Genomic DNA, 22,578 nt, shown 5'->3' with positions numbered 1-22,578 from the left:
GGGTGGCGAAGGCGCGCAGCGCCGTAGCCTGGGGGTGCGATGAGAATTTCCACGCGCGCGCAGCGCATCGAACCTTTTTACGTGATGGAGGTGGCGAAGGCTGCGGGCAAGCTGGCCCGCGAAGTCGCCCACACCGACCGCCCGATGATCTTCCTGAACATCGGCGAGCCTGACTTCACCGCCCCGCCCCTCGTGCAGGAAGCTGCCGCACGTGCCGTGCGCGCCGGCGCCACGCAGTACACGCAGGCCACCGGCCTCGATCACCTGCGCGAGCGCATCAGCGGCTGGTACAAGCAGCGCTTCAACGTCGATGTGCCGGCCCGCCGGATCGTCGTCACGGCCGGCGCCTCGGCCGCGTTGCAGCTGGCCTGCCTCGCGCTGATCGAATCGGGCGACGAGATCCTGATGCCCGACCCGAGCTACCCCTGCAACCGCCACTTCGTGAGCGCAGCGGAAGGCAAGGCCGTGCTGGTGCCGACCACGGCCGAAGAGCGCTTCCAGCTCACTGCCACCAAGGTCGAGGCCGCCTGGACCGACAAGACGCGCGGCGTGCTGCTGGCCTCGCCCTCGAACCCGACCGGCACCTCGATCGCGCCCGACGAGCTGCGCCGCATCCACGAGGTGGTGTCGCAGCGCGGCGGCATCACGCTGATCGACGAGATCTACCTCGGCCTCTCGTACGACGACGCGTTCGGGCAGACGGCACTGGCCATCGACGACAACGTCATCAGCATCAACAGCTTCAGCAAGTACTTCAACATGACCGGCTGGCGCCTCGGCTGGCTGGTGGTGCCCGAAGTGCTGGTGCCGGTGGTCGAGCGGCTGGCGCAGAACCTCTTCATCTGCGCGAGCACGGTGTCGCAGTACGCGGCGCTGGCCTGCTTCGAGGCCGAGAGCATCGCCGAGTACGAACGCCGCCGCGCCGAGTTCAAGGCGCGCCGCGATTGGTTCATTCCGCAGCTGAACGCGCTCGGCCTGAACGTGCCCGTGGTACCCGACGGCGCCTTCTACGCCTGGGCCGACTGCACCCAGGTGGCCGACAAGCTCGGCATCTCGGGCAGCTGGGACTTCGCCTTCGAGACCATGAAGCGCGCCCACCTCGCCGTGACACCGGGCCGCGATTTCGGCACGGCGGAAACCGCGAAGTTCGTGCGTTTCTCCACCGCCAGCTCGATGGCGCACCTGCAGGAATCGGTCGAACGCCTGCGGGCCATGATCGCGCAATGAGTTTCGAGTTTCCCATCCGCGTCTACTGGGAAGACACCGACGCCGGCGGCATCGTGTTCTACGCCAACTACCTGAAGTTCATGGAGCGTGGTCGCACCGAGTGGCTGCGCTCCCTGGGCGTCGAGCAGCGCAAGCTCAAGGAAGCCACCGGCGGCCAGTTCGTGGTCAGCGAAACGCAGCTCAAATACCATCGGCCCTCGCGGCTGGACGACGAACTGCTGGTTACAGCCGAGCTCCGACAATTGGGCACTGCGTCGTTGATAATCGGTCAACGCGTGCTATCAAAAACAGAGCAAAAGCGAACCGGCGCCGCGGCACCGGTCTTGCTGTGCGAAGGCACGATCCGCATCGGCTGGGTGGACGCCGCGACCTTGCGTCCCGCACGCATTCCGGCTCAGGTTTCGGGAACCCTCGAGCACTCCATCGGCTCCATGACTCAACCTTTCAAGCCATGAACCAAGATCTCTCCATCATCAATCTCCTGCTCCACGCCAGCTTCGTGGTGCAAATGGTCGTGCTGCTGCTGGTGATCGTGTCGGTCGCCAGCTGGGCCGCCATCATCCGCAAGTACTTCGCCCTCAAGCGCATCCGTGTGCTCAACGACGACTTCGAGCGCGAGTTCTGGTCGGGCACCAGCCTGAACGAACTGTTCGCCTCGGCGGCGCAGAACGCCAAGTTCGCCGGCCCCATGGAGCGCATCTTCGCGTCCGGCATGCGCGAGTACCAGAAGCTGCGCGAGCGCCACGTGACCGACGCGGCCACTTTGCTCGACGGCGCCCGTCGCGCCATGCGCGCGAGCTTCCAGCGCGAGCTCGACGCGGCCGAGCAGAACCTGTCGTTCCTCGCCACCGTCGGCTCGGTGTCGCCGTACGTGGGCCTGTTCGGCACGGTCTGGGGGATCATGCATGCCTTCACCGGCCTGGCTGCCCTGACGCAGGTCACGCTGGCCACCGTGGCGCCCGGCATTGCCGAAGCGCTGGTGGCCACAGCCATCGGCCTGTTCGCCGCCATTCCCGCGGTGGTCGGCTACAACCGCTTCGCGCGCGAGATCGACAAGATCGCCATCGCCCTGGAGACCTACATCGAAGAGTTCTCCAACATCCTGCAGCGCAACCTCTCGGCCAACCCCGGCGCCGTGACGCCCGCCGCCTCGGTCACCGCCGCGAACCGCTGAGCCGCGGCGCGCACAAGACAAAGGACGCGACGACATGCCCGCCGTTTCATCCCGGGGCCGCGGCCGCCGCACGATCAACGAGATCAACATGGTCCCGTTCATCGACGTGATGCTGGTGCTGCTGATCATCTTCATGGTCACGGCCCCGCTCATCACGCCGAGCGTGATCAACCTGCCCTCGGTGGATCGCGCCAACAAGCAGCCCGACAAGCCCATCGAGATCGTCATCAAGAGCGACGACGAAGTGCAGATCAAGAAAGACCCGTCCACCGGCACCGGCGGCGCGTCGATTCCCATGACGCAGATCGGCTCGGCGGCCAAGGCCGCGCAAGGCGGCGACGCCCAGCGCCCCGTGGTCATCAGCGCCGACAAGTCGGCGAAGTACGAAACCGTCGTGAAGGCGATGAACCAGCTCAAGCGCAGCGGCATCGAACGCGTGGGCCTGTCGGTCACGACCACGGGCGGCAAATAAGGCATGTCGCTCGCCCTGGATCGCCCCGAGTTCGCGCCGCCGCCGCAGCGCGGCACGCCGCGCGCGGTTGTGCTCGCCCTCATTGCCCACGCGCTGCTGATCGCCGCCCTGACCTGGGGTGTGCGCTGGCGCAGCGAAACCGACGACGGCGCGGTCGATGCCGAGCTGTGGTCGACCACGGTGATGCAGGCCGCCCCGCGCCTGTCGGTGCCGGAGCCGCCGGCCCCCGTGCCCGCACCGCCGCCGCCTGCGCCCGCGCCACCACCGCCGCCTCCCCCGGCCGTCAAGCCCGAGCCGGCGCCCGCTCCCGCGCCCGACATCGCGCTGGAGCGCGAGAAGAAGCTCAAGGAACAGAAGGCGCAGAAGGAGCGCGAACTCGAGCAGCAGCGCCAGCAGCAGCAAAAGAAGAAAGAGCTCGAAGCCAAGGAGCGCGCCGAGGAAGAAGCCGAGCGCAAGAAGGAACAGCAGAAGAAGCTGGCTGAGCAGAAGAAGCAGCAGGAAGCCGAGGCCAAGCAGGCCGAAGCGAAGAAGGCTGAAGCCGCCGCCAAGCAGGCGGCCGCCGACCGCGCCGCGACGCTCAAGCGCATGCAGGGCCTGGCGGGCGCCAGCGGCAGCGACGATGCGAAGGGCAACGCCCAGCGCTCGTCCGGTCCGTCGAGCGGCTATGCCGGCCGCATCGCCGCCGCGGTGCGCCCGAACATCACCTTCCCCGATGCCGACAGCGTGAACGGCAACCCGGAAGCCGAGTTCGAAGTCAGGCTGGCTCCCGACGGCACCATCGTCGGCGTCAAGCTCGCCAAGTCCAGCGGCCTGCCGGCCTGGGACGAGGCGGCCGAGCGCGGCCTGCGCAAGACCGACAAGCTGCCACGCGACACGGACGGGCGCATCTTCCCGTCGCTCATCGTCACGCTCAAGCCCAAGCGCTGACCCCGGCACTGACGCTGCAATCCCCCGATCGTGGGTGATTGCAAGCGACGCCACTCGCTCGTTTAGGATCGTCGGCAACTCATTGTTGCCGGCGCTCCTGACATGGTCGATTCTTTCCCCGCCGTTCGCCTCCAAGACCTGACGCCCCTGCCCTACCAGCAGGCGTTGGCCGCCCACCTCCAGGCGAACGAACCCGAGGCCTGGCGCTGGGCCGCGTCCACCGAAGCCCGCGAGGAGCACACCGCCGCCATGCGCGCGGAACTGCTGCGCAGCGCCTACCGCCTCGACGCGGACGCCCACCCCGACCTGCACGCCGACGCCAACCTCGCGGCACAACGCCTGGGCGTCACCGCGCGCATCACGCTCTACCAGGCGCCGTCCGGAGATGGGGCGGCCATGAACGCCGCGATCTACGTCGTGCCGGGCGAGGCGCACATCGTGCTCTCGGGCCCACTGCTCGAACGGCTGCAGGGCCCGGAGCGGCAGGCCGTGCTCGGCCACGAGCTGGCGCACTACCTGCTGTGGGAGCGCGACGGCGGCAAGCACCACGTGGTCGACCGGCTGCTGCACGCCACCTCGTCCGACCCGCGCGCCGACGCGAGCCACCTGCAGGCCGCACGGCGCCATGCGCTGTACACCGAGGCCTTTGCCGACCGCGGCGGCTGCGTGGCCTGCGGTGCGCTCGAACCCGCCGTGAGCGCGCTCATCAAGATCGAGACCGGCCTCACGCAGGTCAACGTAGCGAGCTACCTGGCGCAGGCCGAGGAAATCTGCGCCGATCCCCACAACAAGGCGCTGCAGACGCGTGGCGTGAGCCATCCCGAGGTGTTCGTGCGCGCCCGTGCGCTGCGCCTGTGGACCGGCCGCGAGCACGATGCCGACGAGTGGCTGGCCGCCGCGCTCGAAGGCCCGCTCGACCTGGGCACGCTCGACATGCTCGGCCAGCAGCGCGTGAGCGCGCTCACGCGCGGCACCATCGCGCAGCTGTTGCAGCGGCCGGTGCTGCAATCGGAATCGCTGCTCGGGCATGCGCGCCGCTTCTTCCCCGACTTCGTGGCGCCCACCGCGTCGATGCCGCCGCCCGAACCCGTGCCCGCCGGCCTGCACGACTACCTGGCCAGCGTGCTGGTCGACTTCGTCGCCGTCGACCCCGAGATGGACGACGTCACCCTCGCCGCCGCGCTGGGCCTGGCCGATGCGCTCGATTGCGCCGGGTCGTTCGAACAGCGCGTGCTGAAGGACCTGGGCCTTTCCAAGCGCAACTTCACCCGCGTCAAACGTGATGCTGCGGCCTTGCTCGACAAGGCCGCAGCCACCCCGTCACCCTCTTCTTCGCAGGCCGCCGCCGCATGACCCTCGCTCCCGCTCCGCTCCTGCAATTGCTGGCCACCGCCGGCGCCCACGGCGGCCTGCAGACCGACGATGTGCTCAAGCTCGTGCTACCGCTGCTGCGCGAAGTCTCGGCCCTGCATGAACACGGCAAGGTCGCCGCGCTCGGCAGCGCTTTCGCCTACCGCGTGACCGACGCGCCCGCCGAACCCGCGCTGGCGCTGGTCCAGCCCGAAGGCACCGAGCCGCGCCGCTTTCCCGAAGCCATTGCACCGCTCGAACAACCCGCCGCCTCGGTGCTGCGCGTGGTCGGCGAAACGCGCCTGACCGTCGATGTCGATGCGGGCGTCTCGCTGGAAAACCTCGCGGTCATGGCCGATGCCGGGCCCGACACGGTGCCGACGCGCCCGGTCTACCTGCCCGGCTATACCGCGTGGGAGCTGCGCGTGGGCCACTACGATGCGCTCGGCGACATCCTGTGCCTGGGCCAGGTGCTGGCCAGCCTGTCGTGCGGACTCGACTTCACCGACGGCGACGACCTGACCCGCTTCGCCACACACCGCGGCAACCTCTTCGAGCTGAACCGCCGCCTGCACCCGGTGGTGGCCGCCGTGATCTTCGAGATGACCGCGCTCGACCGCCACGAGCGTGCGCGCGACCTGCCCTCGGTCATCCGCCGTCTCGAGACCTACCGCGACCAGCCGCTGGACCTCGGGCTGGACCGCATCGCCCCGGCCCGCGATGGCGCGGGCCAGCGTCGCCAGGCGATCCAGCTGCACCTGCGCGACCGGCTGTTCGACCTCTCGCGACGCAACCGCCTGCTGTACTTCAAGCCGACGCAGGCGCATGTGAATCTCACCATCGCCAGCGTGCCGCTGGTGGTGGACCTGAACAGCATCCGCGCCGACCAGCTGTGCGTGTGGGACGGCCGCTTCGCCACCGACATCGCCAGCTGCAACCCCGTGCCCCTGGCGCGCTGGCTGCGCTTCGAGGACCAGCCCTACCTGCCCGGCGCGCTCGACCGCATCCTGCAGGAGGCTCGGCGCGATCGGGCCGAATACGGCTTCTCACAGCTGTCGCTGGTGGTGGCCTTCCTGCGCTGGCACAACCTCAAGGAAGGCGAGACCGAACGCGCCGAGCGCATCGCCTCGCCGCTCCTGATGCTGCCGGTCGAGCTGTCGCGCAAGAAAGGCGTGCGCGACCAGTACCTGCTCGAAGCCTCGGCCAGCGAAGCGCAGGTGAACCCCACGCTGCGCCATCACCTGCGCCAGCTCTACGGCATCGCGCTGCCCGAGACGGTCGACCTGCGCGAGACCTCGCTCGAGCAGTTCCACGCGCAGCTGTCGGCGCAGATCGCGCAGAGCGAGCCGGGCGTGCAGCTGCGGCTCGTGAAGCAACCCGAGATCGCCGTGATGCACCAGCGCGCGCGCCAGCGACTCGAACAGTTCAAGCGCCGAACCCGCGTGCGCTCGCCCTCGGCAGTGCCGGTGGCTTCGCAGGACTTCAGCTACGCGCAGGACGACTTCCGCCCGCGCGGGCTGCAGCTGTTCCATTCGCGCGTGCACCCCGTGCCGCTGCCGCTGCGCGAGGCCGTCGGCGCCGCGCCGCAGCCGCGCGCGCCGCAGATGGCGGCCACTGCCGCCGCCAGCGATGCCGAGCGCAAGACCTTCGCGCTGCGCGAGAGCAGCGGCAACCCCTACCAGTGGGACATCGACCTCACGGCCGTGACGCTGGGCAACTTCAACCACCGCAAGATGTCGCTGGTGCGCGACTACTCGGGGCTCGCCGAATCCGACCTGGCCAGCGAGGCTTTCGACCGCGTGTTCTCGCTGCAGCCGCGCCGCGTCGATGCCGAGGCACCACCCGCCCTGCCGCTGGCCGACCAGTGGCCCGTGGTGCAGGCCGACGCCACACAGACGGCCGCGGTGGCGCTGGCGCGCACCGGCACCAGCTACATCATCCAGGGCCCGCCGGGCACGGGAAAGTCGCAGACCATCACCAACCTCATCGCCGACTACGTGGGGCGCGGCCAGCGCGTACTGTTCGTCTGCGAAAAGCGTGCCGCCATCGATGTGGTGTTCCACCGCCTGCGCCAGCAGGGGCTGGACGAGCTGTGCTGCATGATCCACGACTCGCAGGGCGACAAGAAGGCCTTCGTGCAGAACCTGCGCAAGACCTACGAACTGTGGCTCGAAGCGCCCGGGACGCTGACGCAGGAAAGCGCCGAGCGCACGCAGGTGCTCGACGCGATGGACCTGGACCTGCGCGCGCTCGAACGTTTCGACGCCGCCATGCACGCCGTGCCCGAACACATCGCGGTGACGCTGCGTGAGCTGTTGTCGCGGCTCGTGACACTCAAGACCCACGACCCGTCGCTCACACCGCTGCAGGCCGAGGCGCTGCCCGCCTTCGCGGCCTGGCGCAAGCATGCGGAGCTGGTGTCGCGCCTGCACCTGGCCGTGACCGAAAGCCTGGGCGCGCCCAGCTTCGCGCAGCATGTGTTCGCGCAGCTCGCACCGTCGCTGCTGGCGCAGGACAAGCCCCTGGCCCGGCTGGTCGAATGCAGCGACCGCGCCATCGACCTGAGCGCGCCCTGCCGCGATGCGCTGGTCGATGCCTGGCCACCGCTGGCCGCAGCCGAGGTGCTGTGGCGCGATGCACTGGCCGTGGTGGCCGATGCGCGCGCCGTGGCGTCGCTGGCCGCGCGCGGCCAGCTGGCGCTGCTAGACGCCGCGCACCCGAGCAGCCAGGCCCTCGGCGCCGCCTTGAACGAAAAGCGCACGCTGCAGCAGGCGCTCGATGCGCAGCTGCAACGCACCGCCCACTGGCACGACAAGCTCTCGCCCGGCGACACCGAAGCTGCCCTGACGCAGGCCCGCGCGCAACAAGGTTCGCTGCTGCGATGGCTGCAGCCGTCGTGGTGGCGCCTGTCGGGCGAACTCAAGCGCCGCTACGACTTCGCCGCCCATGCCGTGCGCCCGCAACCCAGCCAGATCCTCGAAGACCTGCGCGCCGAACAGGCCGCGCATGCCGCGCTGAAACAGCAGTCGGCACGCATCGAAGCCGACTACGGCTGCACCGATGCCGACGCCTTCGCCCAGCAACTGCAGTCCCTGCGCGTCATCGACGCCGGCGCCGGCCTGCGCGCGGCGTTCCAGGCCCATCTGCGCACCGACGCGGCCCGCAGCAGCGTCGAGCAACTCGTTGCCGCCGCGCCGCGCGTCGACACACTCGACGCCGTCTGGCGCGACCTGCTGCACGATGCCGGTGCCCAGCCGCTCAGCGCGCTCGACGCACTGGCCCGCACGCTGCGCGACCAGGCCGACGCGCTGCCGTCGGTGCTCCAGCCGCTGCAGGAACTGGCCGATGCCGATCCGGCCGTGGCCGCCGCGCTGCGTACCTTGCCATTGCCACCCGAAGCCATCGAGTACGCCGTCGCACGTGAAGGGCTGGAGCGCGTCTACCGCACCGAGCGCTGGCTGCCGCGCTTCGATGGCGCCACGCTCGCGCGCCATGCGCAGCGCCTGGGCGAAGGCGAACGCAAGCTGCTCGACCGCAACGCACGCACGCTCGCCGCCGCCGTGCGCCAGCGCTTTCGCGACCACGTGCAAAAGAGCGCCCTGCCCGCCAGCCAGCTCGACGCCGACGGCAAGGTCTTCAAGAAGAGCTACAACGCGGGCCGCCGTGAACTCGAGCACGAGTTCGGCAAGACCATGCGCTACAAGGCGATCCGCGAACTGGCCAGCGGCGACACCGGCCGCGTCGTGCGCGACATGAAGCCGATCTGGCTCATGAGCCCGCTGTCGGTGTCCGACACGCTGCCGCTCGCGGCCGACCTGTTCGACGTGGTGATCTTCGACGAGGCCAGCCAGATTCCGGTGGAAGAAGCCGTGCCCGCGCTGTACCGCGCGCCGCAGATCATCGTGGTGGGCGACGAGATGCAGCTGCCGCCGACCAGTTTCTTCTCGTCGGGTCGCGACGCCGAGGAAGACACCGTCTCCGTCGCAGGCGACGACGCGGAAAACGGCGAAGAAGGCGAACGCATCGCCGTCGTGCTCGACGCCGACAGCCTGCTGAACCAGGGCGCGCGCAACCTGCCGGCCACGCTGCTGGCCTGGCACTACCGCAGCCGCTACGAGTCGCTCATCGGCTTCTCGAACGCGGCTTTCTACGCGGGCAACCTGTACACCATTCCGGACCGCAGCCTGCCCGCGCCCGAGCGCGGCGAGATCGTGGTGCAGTCGCGCAGCCCGACCGACGAATCGGTGAGAGCGCAGGTCGACGCCCTGCTCTCCCGTGCCATCAGCTTCCACCGCGTGGCCGACGCGGTGTACGAGAACCGCATCAACGATGGCGAGGCACGCCACATCGCGCAGCTGGTGCGCGAGCTGCTCCAGCGCGAGACCGGGCGCAGCCTGGGCATCGTGGCGTTCTCCGAAGCGCAGCAAGGCGAGATCGAGGACGAGCTGAACGCACTCGGCGCGGTCGATGCCGACTTTGCGGCGCGGCTCGAAGCCGAGTACGTGCGCGAGGAGAACGACCAGTTCTGCGGCCTGTTCATCAAGAACCTGGAGAACGTGCAGGGCGACGAACGCGACATCATCATCCTCAGCATCTGCTACGGCCCCAACCCCGAGGGCCGCATGCTGATGAACTTCGGCCCGATCAACCAGCGCGGCGGCGAGAAGCGCCTGAACGTGATCTTCAGCCGTGCCAAGCACCACATGGCGGTGGTCTCGACCATCCGCCACGAGGCGATCACCAACGATCACAACGAGGGCGCGGCGGCGCTCAAGAATTTCCTGCGCTATGCCGAGTGCCTGTCACGCGGCGACGAGGACACGGCGCGGCGCGTGCTCGAAGGCATGAACCCGCTCGCGCGCGGCCACGTGGCGCGGCAGGCGCGCATGGACGACGTCACGGCGCAGATCGCGCAGGCGCTGCGCGCGCGCGGCCATGCGGTGGACGAACAGGTGGGGCAGTCGCGTTTTCGCTGCGACCTCGCGGTGCGCGCATCGGGCCAGAGGCACTATGCGCTGGGCATCCTGGTGGACGGCGCGGCGCAGGGTGAGAGCCGCAGCCACGTGCTGGAGCGCTATGTCTCGCGTCCGCGCATCCTCGATGCCTTCGGCTGGCAGGTGATGCAGGTGCTGGCCAAGGACTGGCTGCACGCCCCCGAGGCCGTGCTCGACCAGGTCGAGCAGGCGCTCGGAAAACTCGAAAAGGCCGGAGTCAGCGCAGGACGGTGATGACGCGCTTGACGTCGAGTTCGGTCTTGCCGGTGAGGCGGTCCTTGTCGAACTCGCCGCTGAGCTCGACGCGCACCTTGTCGTCGATCTTCACGCCCGGCGGGAAGTACTTGGCGTCGATCTCGACCTTCAGGCGCCCCGTGTCGTCCGCGAAGGTGTAGTGCTCGCCGCCGTCGTGCGAGACGATGAAGCCCCGCAGCGTGGCGTGCTGGTCGTCCTGGCCGGTTTCGAGCAGCTGCTTGACCGTGAGATTCGGCACCGACGTCGGGCCCGCGTACTGTGCCCAAGTGGCGGCCACGGGCAGCGCCAGGCCGAACATCAACGCGCTGGTCTTGAGAATCTTCTTGAAAGGCATGCGGTCATTCCTCCTGTGAGTGGCCCAGGGCCAGGTTGCAACAGACTGATGGACCGCGCGAAAGCCTCAGGGTTCCCCACGCCCGCGCGGTCAGATCAATCGTAGACCACCAGTGCCTTGCCGGCCTCCGCCTGCGCGGTCCAGCTCGCGAGCGCGGCATCGGTCGGGAAGAACTTCGCGCGCTCGCCCAGCTGCAGCTCGACCTGCGCACCGCCCCGCGCCATCGACAGGCGCACGGGCAGGCCGTGCACCAGGTCGCCCACTTCGGTCTGCTCGGTGCGCGGCGGGAAGTCCTTCAAAAGCCGCGCAATCTCGGGCACCTTGCCGTTCACCGCCACACGCAGGAACTTGCCGAAGCGGCAGCGCGCCGAGGCCAGGTCCCACACCTGCTGCACCTGGAAGCGCGCCTCGAAGCCGCCGCGCGCGGGCTGCAGCTTGCCGCTCACGATGACGAGCTCGTCGTCCTTCAGCGTGTTGCGGTTGGCGTTGATGAGTGCTTCGTCGGCCGTCGCGTCGATGGACTCCGACTTGTCGTCGAGCTTGAAGATCGCCAGCCGGCCGCGCTGGCCGTTGATGACGCGGAAGTCGCTCACGATGCCTGCAATGACCTGCGGGTCGCGGCTGTCGAGCAGGTCACCGATCTCGCGCTTGCAGAAGCGCCGCACCTCGTGCGAGACCTCATCGAACAGGTGGCCCGACAGGTAGAAGCCGACGGCGGTCTTCTCGAAGGTCAGGCGCTCCTTCACGCCCCAGGGCGTGGCGTCGACCAGGTCGGGCTCCTGCGTGGCCGAGCCGTGCTCGCAGTCGCCGAAGATGTCGGCCTGCGAAGCATTGGCCGCCGTGGCAATGGCGAACTCGAAGGCGCGGTCGACCGAGGCGATCAGCGATGCGCGGTTCTGCTGGATGGCATCGAACGCACCGGCCTTGATGAGCGCTTCGACCGTGCGCTTGTTGATGCGCTGGCGATCGATGCGCACGCAGAAGTCGTACAGGCTCTTGAACGGGCCGCCCTCTTCGCGCGCCCGCACCACGGCCTCGACCGCGAGCTGGCCCGTGCCCTTCACGGCGCCCAGGCCGTAGCGGATCACCTTGTTGGTGACGGGCTCGAAGCGGTAGTTGCCGCGGTTCACGTCCGGCGGCTCGAAGGTGATGTTGAAGTTCTTCTGGGCGTCTTCGAACAAGAGCTTGAGCTTGTCCGTGTCGTCCATTTCCACGGTCATGTTGGCGCAGAAGAACTCGGCCGTGAAGTGAACCTTGAGCCAGCCTGTGTGGTACGCCAGCAGCGAGTAGGCGGCGGCGTGCGACTTGTTGAAGCCGTAGCCCGCGAACTTCTCCATCAAGTCGAAGATCTCGTCGGCCTTGTCCTGCGGGATGCCGTGCGTGGAGAGTGCGCCCGCGCGGAATTTCTCGCGGTGCTCGGCCATCTCCTCGAGCTTCTTCTTGCCCATCGCGCGACGCAGCAAGTCGGCGCCCCCGAGCGAGTAGCCGCCCAGGATCTGCGCGGTCTGCATCACCTGCTCCTGGTAGACCATGATCCCGTAGGTCTCGGAGAGCATCTCGGCCACGGCCGGGTGCGGGTACTCGACCTCTTCGCGGCCGTGCTTGCGCGCCACGAAGCTGGGGATCAGGTCCATCGGGCCCGGACGGTACAGCGCGTTCAGCGCGATCAGGTCTTCCAGGCGCGTGGGCCGCGCGTCCTTCAGCATGCCCTGCATGCCGCGGGATTCAAACTGGAACACGGCTTCGGTCGTACCCGCCGAGAACAGCCGGTAGGTCGCCGCGTCGTTCAGCGGAATGTTCTCGAACGCGAAGTTCTCCTGGCCCTTGTGGCGCTTCATGATGAACTCGCGCGCGATCTCCAGGATCGTGAGCGTGGCCAGGCCCAAGAAGTCGAACTTCACAAGGCCGATGGCTTCGACGTCGTCCTTGTCGTACTGGCTCACCGCCGATTCGCTGCCGGGCTGCTGGTAGAGCGGGCAGAAGTCGGTGAGCTTGCCCGGCGCGATGAGCACGCCGCCGGCGTGCATGCCGATGTTGCGGGTCATGCCTTCGAGCTTCTGCGCGAGCTCGACCAGCATCTTGACTTCTTCTTCCTTCTCGATGCGCTCCGCCAGCTGCGGCTCCATCTCGATGGCGTAGTTGTTCTTGTCGCCTTCGATCTTGGTCGCGGGCGGGTACTGCAGCGTGACCGACATTCCCGGCTTGTTCGGGATCAGCTTGCTGATGCCGTCGCAGAACATGTAGCTCATGTCGAGCACGCGGCCCACGTCGCGGATGGCCGCGCGCGCGGCCATGGTGCCGAAGGTGGCGATCTGGCTCACGGCGTTGCGGCCGTACTTGTCCTTCACGTAGTCGATCACGCGGTCCCGGTTGCCCTGGCAGAAGTCGATGTCGAAGTCGGGCATCGACACGCGTTCGGGGTTCAGGAAACGTTCGAACAGCAGCTTGTATTCGAGCGGATCGAGGTCGGTGATCTTCAGCGCGTAGGCCACGAGCGAGCCGGCACCCGAGCCCCGGCCCGGGCCCACGGGGCAGCCGTTGTTCTTGGCCCACTGGATGAAGTCACCCACGATCAGGAAGTAGCCGGGGAAGCCCATGTTCAGGATCGTCTTGATCTCGAACTCCAGGCGCTCCACGTAGCGTGGACGCTCCGCGTCGCGCTTGGCCTCGTCGGGATACAGGTGCTTCAGCCGCAGCTCGAGCCCTTCGAAGGACTCCTGGCGGAAGAAGTCGTCGATCGGCATGCGCACGCCTTCGCTGATGAAGGGCGTGGGAAAGTCCGGCAGCTGCGGCTTGCCGAGCACCAGCGTGAGGTTGCAGCGCTTGGCGATCTCGACCGTGTTGGCCAGCGCGCTGGGCACGTCGGCGAACAGCGCCTGCATCTCGGCGCTCGACTTGAAGTACTGCTCCTCGGTGAACTTGCGCACGCGGCGCGGGTTGCCAAGAATTTCGCCTTCGGAAATGCACACGCGCGCCTCGTGCGCCTCGTAGTCCTGGCGCTCGGCAAATTGCACGGGGTGCGTGGCGACCACCGGCAGCTTCAGGCGGGCCGCGAGCTTCACGGCGGCGATCACGTGCGGCTCGTCTTCGGGACGGCCGGCGCGTTGCAGTTCGATGTAGAAGCGGTGCGGGAAGATGCCCGCGAGCCGCAGCGCCAGTTCGGTCGCGCGTTCGTCCTGCCCCTGCAGCAGCGGCTGGCCCAGCGGCCCGGCCTGCGCGCCCGACAGCGCGATCAGTCCGCCCTGCAGTTCCTCGAGCCATTCGAGCTTGCAGGCGGCCTGCGACTGGCCGCGGCCCACGTTCTGCGTCCAGGCCCGCGCCAGCAGCTCGGAGAGGTTGAGATAGCCCTCCATGCTCTGCACCAGCAGAATCAGGCGGGTCAGCGCGCCGGGCTCCTTGCCCAGCCCGTCGATGAAGATTTCAGCGCCGATGACGGGCTTGACGCCCTTGCCCCGGCCCTGCTTGTAGAACTTGACCGCCCCGAACAGGTTGTTCAGGTCGGTGATGGCCAGTGCGGGCTGCTTGTCGGCAGCGGCGGCCTTGATGACATCGTCGATTCGATTGGTGCCATCGACGACGGAAAACTCGGTGTGCAGACGCAGGTGAACAAACATCCGTCGATTGTAGGAAGCGCCACCCCACGATGTGGTGCGGTGATCCCTACAATCCCGCCCCGTGCAAGAGATTTTGAATATCGCCGCCTACAAGTTCGTAGGCATCAACGACAGCCCCGTGCTGCGTGAGACCCTGCGCGACCGCGCGCAGGCCCTGGGCCTCATGGGCACCATCCTGCTGGCGCCCGAAGGTATCAACCTGTTTCTGGCGGGGACGGCGCAGGCCATCCACGCCTTCGTGGCCGAGCTGCGCACCGATGCGCGCTTTGCCGACCTCGAAACCAAGGAAAGCTGGTCCGCCACGCAGCCCTTCCGGCGCATGCTGGTGAAGCTCAAGCGCGAGATCATCCGCATGGACCACCCGGCCATCCAGCCCGCGGCCGGCCGCGCGCCCGGCGTGGACGCGCGCACGCTCAAGCGCTGGCTCGACCAGGGCCACGACGACGAAGGCCGCGAGATCGCGCTGCTGGACACGCGCAACGACTTCGAGGTCGACGAAGGCACCTTCGACGGCGCGATCGACTGGCGCATCACCAAGTTCACCGAGTTCCCTCCCGCGCTGAAGGCGCACCGCGCCGACTTCGAGGGCAAGACCGTGGTGAGCTTCTGTACCGGCGGCATCCGCTGCGAGAAGGCGGCCATCCTCATGCGCGAGGAAGGCGTGGACCACGTGCTGCAGCTCGAGGGCGGCATCCTCAAGTACTTCGAGGAAGTCGGCGGTGCGCACTACCACGGCGACTGCTTCGTGTTCGACGGGCGCAGGGCCCTGGCCCCCGACCTCAGCGCACGCGCCTCGGACGCCAGCGCCCGGGCCTCGGAAGACCCGGACATCGGCATCAAGCAATAAACGAAACGCGCAGGCTCAGACCGGCGTCGTGCCGGTGTCGGGCTCGCGCACGCCGAAGGGCTTGCCCGGCAGCGGAATGAATTCGGTCTCGCCGGGCACGTGGCCCATGCGCTGCGCGGCCCAGTCGGCGCCGGCTTCGAGAATGCGCTCGCGACGGCTCGAGACGAAGTTCCAGGTGATGTAGCGCGGGCCGTCCAGCGGCTCGCCGCCGATCACCATCAGGCGCACCGCCGTGTCGGCACTCAGCACCCCGCCCTGCCCGTTGGGCAGCACCGCCATGGTGTGGGCCGGCGCCGGCTCGCCGTTCACCTGCGCATCGCCGTCCACCATGTAGACCGCCAGTTCGGGCGCCAGCGCGGGCAGCTCGAAACGACCGCCGGCGGGCAACGCGATGTCGAGATAGACCGTCTGCGCCAGCGTCTTCACCGGCGAGCGCACGCCGAAGGCCTCGCCCACCAGCACGCGCACCGGCACGCCCTGCACCGCCAGTTCGGGAATGGCTTCGGCCGGCGTGTGCTCGAAGCTGGGTTCGACCTCTTCGTGGGCCTGCGGCAGCGCGGCCCACAGCTGCAGGCCGTGGTTCACGTAGGTGTCGGCCAGCAGGCGCTCGGGCTTGCGCTCGGAGTGCACGATGCCGCGCCCCGCGGTCATCCAGTTGATCGCGCCAGGCTGGATCTCCTGCACGCTGCCGAGGCTGTCGCGGTGCATCATTGCGCCCTCGAAAAGATAGGTGACCGTCGACAGGCCGATGTGCGGGTGCGGCCGCACGTCGTGCGCGTTGCCGGGCTGCTCGGTGGCCGGTCCGAAATGGTCGAAGAACACGAAGGGCCCGACCGAGCGGCGCTGCGCCGCCGGCAGCACGCGTCGCACGTTGAAGCCGCCGCCCAGGTCCTTGTCGTGGGGCCGGAGCAGCTGGATTTCGGGGATGGTGTCGGTCATCGTGTTCTCCTGGAGGGCGAGGTTCGGTGGGGCGTTATGCGCGCGATCTTGCCACCGTGCCGATGCGCTCGCCGAAGGCTCGCGCGGTATCGAGATCGCCCTTCGGAATCTCAGCGGAGCTGGCGTCCGAAGGCGATTGCGTGAGCAGGCCGCCGTAGCCGCCGACATAGTTCATCGAATCGCGCGTGGCCGCCTTGTTGTTGGTGGGCAGGATGCCCATGCTGACCCAGATGCCGCTGTGCTGCATGGCCAGTGTCCACAGGTAGGTCATGGTCGTGACCTTGTCGCCGTTCATCGTGGCGCTGTTGGTGAAGCCGGCGAAGAGCTTGTCTTTCCAGCCCTGCGTGTACCAGACCTTCGACGACGCGTCGGCGAATTTCTTGAACTGCCAACTCACACCGCCCATGTAGGTCGGCGAGCCGAAGATGATCGCGTCGGCCGCGGCCAACGTCTCCCAGCCACCGGCCGGCAGGTTGCCGTCGGCATCGATGGCGAGCAGCTGCGCGCCCGCCCCGTCGGCGACGGCCTGGGCCACGCGCTGGGTGTGGCCGTAGCCGGAATGGAAGACAACGACGATGTCTGTCATGAAACGGATTTCCTCAAGGATGCAATGAAGTCGGAAGGCCGCGCACATGAGATGCACGCGGCCTTGGGGGAACAAGCTTACTTTTTATCGATACTGAAACGGCCGGCGCCAAAGGCGGCGAAGGCGAGCAGGCCACCGGCGATCGCGATGTTCTTGAAGAACATCAGCTGGTTCACGAAGGCCTTCTCGGCGGGCATGCCCCAGTAGTTGTGGAACATCACGGCCGCGGCCACGGTGAAGATCGCCAGCACGATGGCCGACAGGCGCGTCTTGAAGCCGACCAGCAGCAGCAAGCCGAGCCCCAGCTCCACGACGATCGCGATCACCGCCGCCACCTGTGGCAGCGGCGCGCCCACCGAGGAGATGTACCCCACAGTGCCGGCAAAGCCCATGAGCTTGCCGAAGCCGGCAGGCACGAACAGTACTGCAAGCAGCACGCGGCCGATGAGCGCCAGCGTGTCCTGGGCGGCGTTGGGGGTGGTGGTTGTGGTGGCAATGGCCATGGTGAAACTCCTCGTTGGTTGTTGAAGCAAAGGGACAGGGAAAAAAGACGCCGTCTCAGGCGGTCAGGTCGAACACCAGCACTTCGGCATCCTTGCCGGCGCCGAGCGTGAGTTGCGATTCGCCTTCGAGCATCGCGGCGTCGCCGCCTGCGAGCTTCTGGCCGTTGACTTCGAGCTCGCCGCGCACCAGGTGCACGTAGCTCTTGCGTTGCGGATCGAGCGCCAGGCTCGCGGTCTCGTCGCCGTCGAACAGGCCGGCGAACAGGCGCGCATCGGCATTCACCGTCACCGAGCCGTCGCGGCCGTCGGGCGATGCCACCAGGCGCAGGGTGCCGCGCTTTTCGGCGTCGCTGAACTGCTTCTGCTCGTAGCCGGGGGCGATGCCACGTTCCTTGGGCTCGATCCAGATCTGCAGGAAGTGCGTGGTCTGGTCGGCCTTGTGGTTGAACTCGCTGTGCATCACACCACGGCCGGCGCTCATGCGCTGCACGTCGCCCGGTGGAATGGATTCGATGTTGCCCATGCTGTCCTTGTGCGCGAGTTCGCCCGAGAGCACGTAGCTGATGATCTCCATGTCCCGGTGGCCGTGGGTGCCGAAGCCGGCGCCCGCCGCCACGCGGTCTTCGTTGATCACCCGCAGGTTGCCGAAGCCCATGAAGGCCGGATCGTAGTACCCCGCGAAGGAAAAGCTGTGGAACGAGCGCAGCCAGCCATGGTCGGCATAACCGCGTTCCTGTGATTTGCGGACTTGCAACATATCGAACTCCTTGCTGCCCCACCCGGTTCGGGCGCCGGGGCTTTCGTCGTGGGCCGCGCCGGATGCGCGGCGGATGTGAAGAATTTTGAGCCTCCATCTCCCTCTGAAAGACGCTCGGTTTTGATGGCATCATTCAAATTATTTGAACGATGGAGCCACCCCATGCCCAGCCTGCCCAGCGCCCGAGACGTGCTGACCCCCGACGCGCTGGCCATGCTGCAGACCGTGGCGGGCGCCGGCAGCTTTGCCGCCGCCGCGCGCGCACTGGGCCTCGTGCCCAGCGCCCTGAGCTACCGCGTGCGGCAGATCGAGGACGCACTCGATGTGCTGCTGTTCGACCGCAGCGCGCGCCAGGCCCGCATCACCGAGGCCGGCGCCGAACTGCTGCGCGAGGCCTCGCGCCTGCTCGGCGAGATCGATGCCGTGGCCAACCGCGTGAAGCGCGTGGCCACCGGCTGGGAGCCGATGCTGACCATCGCGGTCGACAGCGTGATCGCACGCGACCCGCTGCTCGACCTGTGCACCGCCTTCTTCGCGCTCGAACCGCCCACGCGCCTGAAGCTGCGCGACGAGACGCTGCTCGGCACCATCGAGGCGCTGACCAGCGGCGAGGCCGACCTCGCCATCGGCGCGGTGCTCGATGCCGCGAGCCTGGCCTTCACCGCCACGGGCATCCGCAGCCGCCTCATCGGCGAGCTGCGCTTCGTATTCGCCGTGGCGCCCCACCATCCGCTCGCGCGACTGCCCCAGCCGCTGAGCGACGCGGTGCTGCGCCAGCACCGCGCGGTGGCCGCCGCCGACTCGGTGCGCAGCGGGCCGAGCATGACGGTCAATCTCGTCGGCGGACAGGACGTGCTCACCGTGCCCAGCATGCAGGCCAAGATCGCCGCGCAGCTGCACGGCCTGGGCGGCGGCTTCCTGCCCGAGCCGATGGCGCGGCCCTACATCGAGGCCGGCCACCTCGTCGAGCTGCAGACCGAACGCCAGCCGCCGCTGGGCACCATGCACTGCGCGTGGCGCGTGCGCAGCGCGGGCAAGCCGGGGCGCGCGCTCGAATGGTGGCTCGCGCAGTTCGAGCACGAGGGCACGCGCAAGGCGCTGCTCGAACGGCACCGGGGTCGCTGAACCACCTGACGCAGCGCAACCGCGGCGCGTCCTAAGGGTCGCCCCCAGCCCGGCGACGTGCGCAGACCGGGTTAGAGTCTGTACGGCCTCCTCCGTCATCACCCTGTCAAAAGAAAAGAGTCCGCCATGCCCAAAGCCAAAGCCCGTGCCACCGCCGACCGCCACCGAACTCCCGCCGCCGCCCGCCACTACGCCGTCATCGGCGCCGGCATTGCCGGCGTGGCCTGTGCCCGCACGCTGATGCAGGCCGGGCACCGCGTCACGGTGTTTGAACGCGAGGCCACGCCGGGCGGGCGGATGGCGAGCATCGACACTGCCTTCGGCCGCTTCGACAGCGGCGCGCAGTACTTCACCGTGCGCGATCCACGCTTCGCGCAGGTGCTGGCCACCACGCCCTCGCTGTGCCGCCCCTGGAGCGCCAACCTCGTGCGCGTGCTCGACGCCCACGGCCGCGTGGCCGAGGCGGCGCTGCCCTCGCTGGAGCCGCACTGGGTCGCCCAGCCCGGCATGGACGCCCTGGTGGCCCACTGGGCCGCGCCGCTCGGCGAGCAGCTCGTCACCGGCACCCAAGTCACCCGCATCGAGCCCGACGCGCTCGACGCCACCCGCTGGCAACTGCGCACCGCAGGCGCCGACGACTCCCAGCACGTGTACTCGGGCTTCGACGCCGTGCTGCTGGCCGTGCCGCCCGCGCGCACCCGCGAACTGCTCGCCGGCAGCGAACGCGCGGCCACGCTGAGCCGCAAGATCGAACCCGTGCGCATCGCGCCCTGCTGGACGCTGATGATCGCCTTCCCCCAGGCCAACCAGGCCAACATGTCGCACCTCGGCCCGCAATGGAACGTGGCGCGCAGCACCCATCACCGCGTGGCCTGGCTGGCGCGCGAATCGTCCAAGCCCGGCCGCGAGCGCGTCGAGCGCTGGACCCTGCAGGCCAGCGCCACGTGGTCGGAAGAACACCTGCGCGACACGCCCGCCCGCATCGAGGCCAAGCTGCTGCGTGCCTTCTCGGAAATCACCGGCATCCACGCCACGCCCAGCCATGCGCAGGCACGCTGCTGGCCCGAAGCCCAGACGAAGGTGCCGGTCGGCCAGACCCACCTGTGGGACGCCAAGGCCCGCATCGGCGTCGCCGGTGACTGGTGCATCGGCCATCGCGTGGAAGACGGCTTCGTGTCCGGTCTCTCGCTGGCCCTGGCAGTCCTCTAGGTTTTCAAGGAAAGGATGCGCGCCACCGGCCGCTTCGCGCCCTCGCCCACCGGCCCGCTGCACGCGGGCTCGTTGGTGGCGGCGCTCGCGAGCTGGCTCGACGTGCGCGCGCGCGGCGACCGGGCGCGCTGGCTGATCCGCATCGAGGACGCCGACACCGAACGCTGCCTGCCCGGCATGGGCGCGCACATCCTGCAGCAGCTCGCCGACTGCGCCCTGCTCCCCGACGAACCGCCCGAGTGGCAGACGCAGCGCACCGCGCGCTATGAGGCGGCGCTGGCAACGCTGCAGGCGCGCGGCCTCGCCTACCCCTGCGGCTGCTCGCGCAAGGACATCGACCTCGCCCTGGCCCGGCTCGGCCACACGCACGAACGCCACGGCGAGCGCGTCTATCCCGGCACCTGCCGCGACGGCCTGCACGGCAAGCCCGCGCGCGCCTGGCGCTTCGCGACGCACCGCATGCCGGGCGGCGAACTGCAATGGACCGATCGCCGCCTCGGCCCGCAGCAGCAGGACGTGCAACGCGAGGTCGGCGACTTCGTGCTGCGCCGTGCCGACGGCCCCTGGGCCTACCAGCTCGCCGTGGTGGTCGACGATGCCGAACAAGGCGTGACCGACGTGGTGCGCGGCGAAGACCTGGCCGACAACACCGCACGCCAGATCCTGCTGCAGCAGGCGCTCGGCCTGCCCACGCCCAGCTACCTGCACACGCCGCTGGTGCGCGGCGCCGACGGCGACAAGCTCTCCAAGCAGAACGGCGCCACGGCCATCGACACCGCTACGCCGGCCGCCGCGCTGGCCGCGCTCGACACCGCCGCGCGCGCACTCGGCTTGCGCCCCGCGACCGCCGGCGACTGCGCCGCCGCACTGGCCGGCTGGGTGCCCGAATGGCGCGATCTCTACAATTCGCGGCCCTCATGAACATTCCCGACACCGTGTCCAACGACCTCCCGCCCGGCGACGACGCGCCCGCATCCCCCGAAGACGACGCGAACGGCGCCACCGACAGCAAGCCGCATCCGCTGCACCGCCGCCTCAAGAGCTTCGTGAAGCGCGCCGGCCGCACCACCGATGGCCAGGCCCGCGCCTTCGCCGAACTGGGCCCGCTGTTCCTCATTCCGTACACGCCCGAACCGCTCGACCTGACGGCAGCTTTCGGCGGTCGCGCCGGCCCGACGGTGCTGGAGATCGGCTTCGGCATGGGCGAGGCCACGGCGCACATCGCCACGGTGCTGCCCGAGACCAACTTCCTGTGCTGCGAGGTGCACGAGCCCGGCGTGGGCGCGCTGCTCAAGCGCATCGGCGAGCAGCAGCTGTCGAACATCCGCATCTGCGCACACGACGCGGTCGACGTGCTCGACCACATGCTGCAGCCCGGCACGCTGGCCGGCGTGCATGTGTTCTTTCCCGACCCGTGGCACAAGAAGCGCCACAACAAGCGCCGGCTGATCCAGCCCGAATTCGTGACCAAGCTGGCGCAGCACCTGCGCCCCGGCGGCTACATCCACTGCGCCACCGACTGGCAGCCCTACGCCGAGCAGATGCTCGAAGTGCTGGCCGCCGAGCCGCTGCTGCGCAACACGGCCGAAGGCTATGCGCCCAAGCCGGAATACCGCCCGCTCACCAAGTTCGAGAACCGCGGCATCAAGCTGGGCCACGGCGTGTGGGACCTGGTGTTCGAAAAACGCGCCTGAGCGCGCGTCAGGGCCTGTTTATTCAAGCTGGAAGCGGAACGGCAACCGCATGCGGGCCCGCACCGCACGCCCGTCCGCCGTACGCGCCGGGTCGAAGCGCCACTCCTTGAGCGAATCGGTCGCGGCCTGCGACAGCAGCGGGTGCGACGACCGTACGACGGTGATCTCTTCGGGTCGACCGTCCACGCCAACGAAGAAGGACGTGACCACCAGCCCTGCGATGCCCTGCTCCACCAGCGCGGACGGATAGGTGGGGTAGCGACGCTGCCGGATCACCGGCTCCTTCACAACGGCATCCGCCGTGCTCCGCGGCTCGGCGCGCGGGGCCTGAAGCAGCGGCGCGCGCGGCAATGCCTGCGGCGGCCCCGCAGGCGGCAGCGGCGATGGCCAGGCCGGCAGCTCTGGCGGCACGGCGACAGGCACATGCGCCTCGGGCGCGAGCTCCGGCTTGGGCTCCCGCTCGGGCGCCGCGACTTCCACCACATTCGATGCGGGTACGGTGCAACCAGCGAGCACCGCGCACAAGACCCCCACCCCCCAAGAACTCCAGGACACAGTCAATTTCATAAGG

General features: G+C 68.8%; 19 protein-coding genes. 12 read left to right on the top strand and 7 right to left on the bottom strand.

From position 1 onward, the window contains the following. The first annotated feature begins 39 nt into the window (after window positions 1-39). From D3H34_RS00170 to D3H34_RS00140, 7 genes are all read left to right on the top strand, one after another. A complete protein-coding gene (locus tag D3H34_RS00170; protein ID WP_119551058.1) occupies window positions 40-1,227 on the top strand; it encodes a pyridoxal phosphate-dependent aminotransferase in 1,188 nt (395 codons plus the stop codon). Further along, a complete protein-coding gene (gene ybgC, locus D3H34_RS00165; RefSeq protein WP_119551056.1) occupies window positions 1,224-1,682 on the top strand; it encodes a tol-pal system-associated acyl-CoA thioesterase in 459 nt (152 codons plus the stop codon). The genes D3H34_RS00170 and ybgC overlap by 4 nt, the downstream gene beginning before the upstream one ends. After that, a complete protein-coding gene (gene tolQ, locus D3H34_RS00160) occupies window positions 1,679-2,401 on the top strand; it encodes a protein TolQ (RefSeq protein WP_119551054.1) in 723 nt (240 codons plus the stop codon). Before ybgC ends, tolQ begins: the two co-directional genes overlap by 4 nt. A gap of 34 nt (window positions 2,402-2,435) precedes the next feature. Then, window positions 2,436-2,873 (top strand): ExbD/TolR family protein, encoded by a 438-nt coding sequence (locus D3H34_RS00155; protein WP_119551052.1) that lies wholly within the window; start codon window positions 2,436-2,438, stop codon window positions 2,871-2,873. Window positions 2,874-2,876: 3 nt separating this feature from the next. Further along, window positions 2,877-3,800, top strand: coding sequence for a cell envelope integrity protein TolA (gene tolA, locus D3H34_RS00150; protein WP_119551050.1), 924 nt, complete (start codon window positions 2,877-2,879; stop codon window positions 3,798-3,800). 102 nt (window positions 3,801-3,902) lie between these two features. Further along, window positions 3,903-5,153 (top strand): M48 family metalloprotease, encoded by a 1,251-nt coding sequence (locus tag D3H34_RS00145; RefSeq protein WP_119551048.1) that lies wholly within the window; start codon window positions 3,903-3,905, stop codon window positions 5,151-5,153. Next, window positions 5,150-10,378 (top strand): AAA domain-containing protein, encoded by a 5,229-nt coding sequence (locus D3H34_RS00140; RefSeq protein ID WP_119551046.1) that lies wholly within the window; start codon window positions 5,150-5,152, stop codon window positions 10,376-10,378. The genes D3H34_RS00145 and D3H34_RS00140 overlap by 4 nt, the downstream gene beginning before the upstream one ends. Here the strand turns inward: D3H34_RS00140 and D3H34_RS00135 are convergent. Next, window positions 10,362-10,733, bottom strand: coding sequence for a YgiW/YdeI family stress tolerance OB fold protein (locus tag D3H34_RS00135; protein ID WP_119551044.1), 372 nt, complete (start codon window positions 10,731-10,733; stop codon window positions 10,362-10,364). The genes D3H34_RS00140 and D3H34_RS00135 overlap by 17 nt on opposite strands. A gap of 95 nt (window positions 10,734-10,828) precedes the next feature. Further along, entirely contained in the window at window positions 10,829-14,347 is a 3,519-nt protein-coding gene (dnaE, locus tag D3H34_RS00130) for a DNA polymerase III subunit alpha (RefSeq protein ID WP_119551042.1), read from the bottom strand. Between the two features lie 61 nt (window positions 14,348-14,408). On the opposite strand from dnaE, the gene D3H34_RS00125 reads away from it, so the two are divergent. Continuing rightward, complete coding sequence (locus D3H34_RS00125; RefSeq protein ID WP_119551040.1) at window positions 14,409-15,194, top strand: sulfurtransferase; 786 nt, start codon at window positions 14,409-14,411, stop codon at window positions 15,192-15,194. Between the two features lie 15 nt (window positions 15,195-15,209). On the opposite strand, the gene D3H34_RS00120 is transcribed toward D3H34_RS00125, so the two are convergent. From D3H34_RS00120 to D3H34_RS00105, 4 genes are all read right to left on the bottom strand, one after another. Further along, window positions 15,210-16,133: a pirin family protein gene (locus tag D3H34_RS00120; protein WP_119551038.1), complete on the bottom strand. Its 924-nt coding sequence runs from the start codon at window positions 16,131-16,133 to the stop codon at window positions 15,210-15,212. Window positions 16,134-16,167: 34 nt separating this feature from the next. Then, complete coding sequence (locus D3H34_RS00115) at window positions 16,168-16,719, bottom strand: flavodoxin family protein (RefSeq protein WP_119551036.1); 552 nt, start codon at window positions 16,717-16,719, stop codon at window positions 16,168-16,170. 77 nt (window positions 16,720-16,796) lie between these two features. After that, a complete protein-coding gene (locus D3H34_RS00110; protein WP_434057666.1) occupies window positions 16,797-17,222 on the bottom strand; it encodes a DoxX family protein in 426 nt (141 codons plus the stop codon). Window positions 17,223-17,277: 55 nt separating this feature from the next. After that, window positions 17,278-17,979, bottom strand: coding sequence for a pirin family protein (locus tag D3H34_RS00105; RefSeq protein ID WP_119551034.1), 702 nt, complete (start codon window positions 17,977-17,979; stop codon window positions 17,278-17,280). A 171-nt stretch (window positions 17,980-18,150) separates the two neighbouring features. Between D3H34_RS00105 and D3H34_RS00100 the strand changes: the two genes are divergently transcribed. The 4 genes from D3H34_RS00100 (at window position 18,151) to trmB (ending at window position 22,007) form a co-directional block, all read left to right on the top strand. After that, window positions 18,151-19,104, top strand: coding sequence for a LysR substrate-binding domain-containing protein (locus D3H34_RS00100; RefSeq protein WP_119551903.1), 954 nt, complete (start codon window positions 18,151-18,153; stop codon window positions 19,102-19,104). Between the two features lie 126 nt (window positions 19,105-19,230). Then, the gene (locus tag D3H34_RS00095) at window positions 19,231-20,313 is read left to right on the top strand and encodes an NAD(P)/FAD-dependent oxidoreductase (RefSeq protein ID WP_119551032.1); all 1,083 of its coding nucleotides are present in this window, start codon (window positions 19,231-19,233) and stop codon (window positions 20,311-20,313) included. A gap of 15 nt (window positions 20,314-20,328) precedes the next feature. After that, window positions 20,329-21,234, top strand: a complete 906-nt coding sequence (gene gluQRS, locus D3H34_RS00090) for a tRNA glutamyl-Q(34) synthetase GluQRS (RefSeq protein WP_119551030.1) — start codon at window positions 20,329-20,331, stop codon at window positions 21,232-21,234. Next, window positions 21,231-22,007, top strand: a complete 777-nt coding sequence (gene trmB / locus D3H34_RS00085; protein WP_119551028.1) for a tRNA (guanosine(46)-N7)-methyltransferase TrmB — start codon at window positions 21,231-21,233, stop codon at window positions 22,005-22,007. The genes gluQRS and trmB overlap by 4 nt, the downstream gene beginning before the upstream one ends. Window positions 22,008-22,025: 18 nt before the next feature. Here the strand turns inward: trmB and D3H34_RS00080 are convergent, their stop codons facing one another. Beyond that, window positions 22,026-22,574 (bottom strand): energy transducer TonB, encoded by a 549-nt coding sequence (locus D3H34_RS00080; protein WP_147400353.1) that lies wholly within the window; start codon window positions 22,572-22,574, stop codon window positions 22,026-22,028. Window positions 22,575-22,578 lie beyond the last annotated feature (4 nt).

It is taken from the genome of Acidovorax cavernicola (genome assembly GCF_003581445.1).
This window is presented reverse-complemented; position numbering and strand designations above follow the sequence as displayed.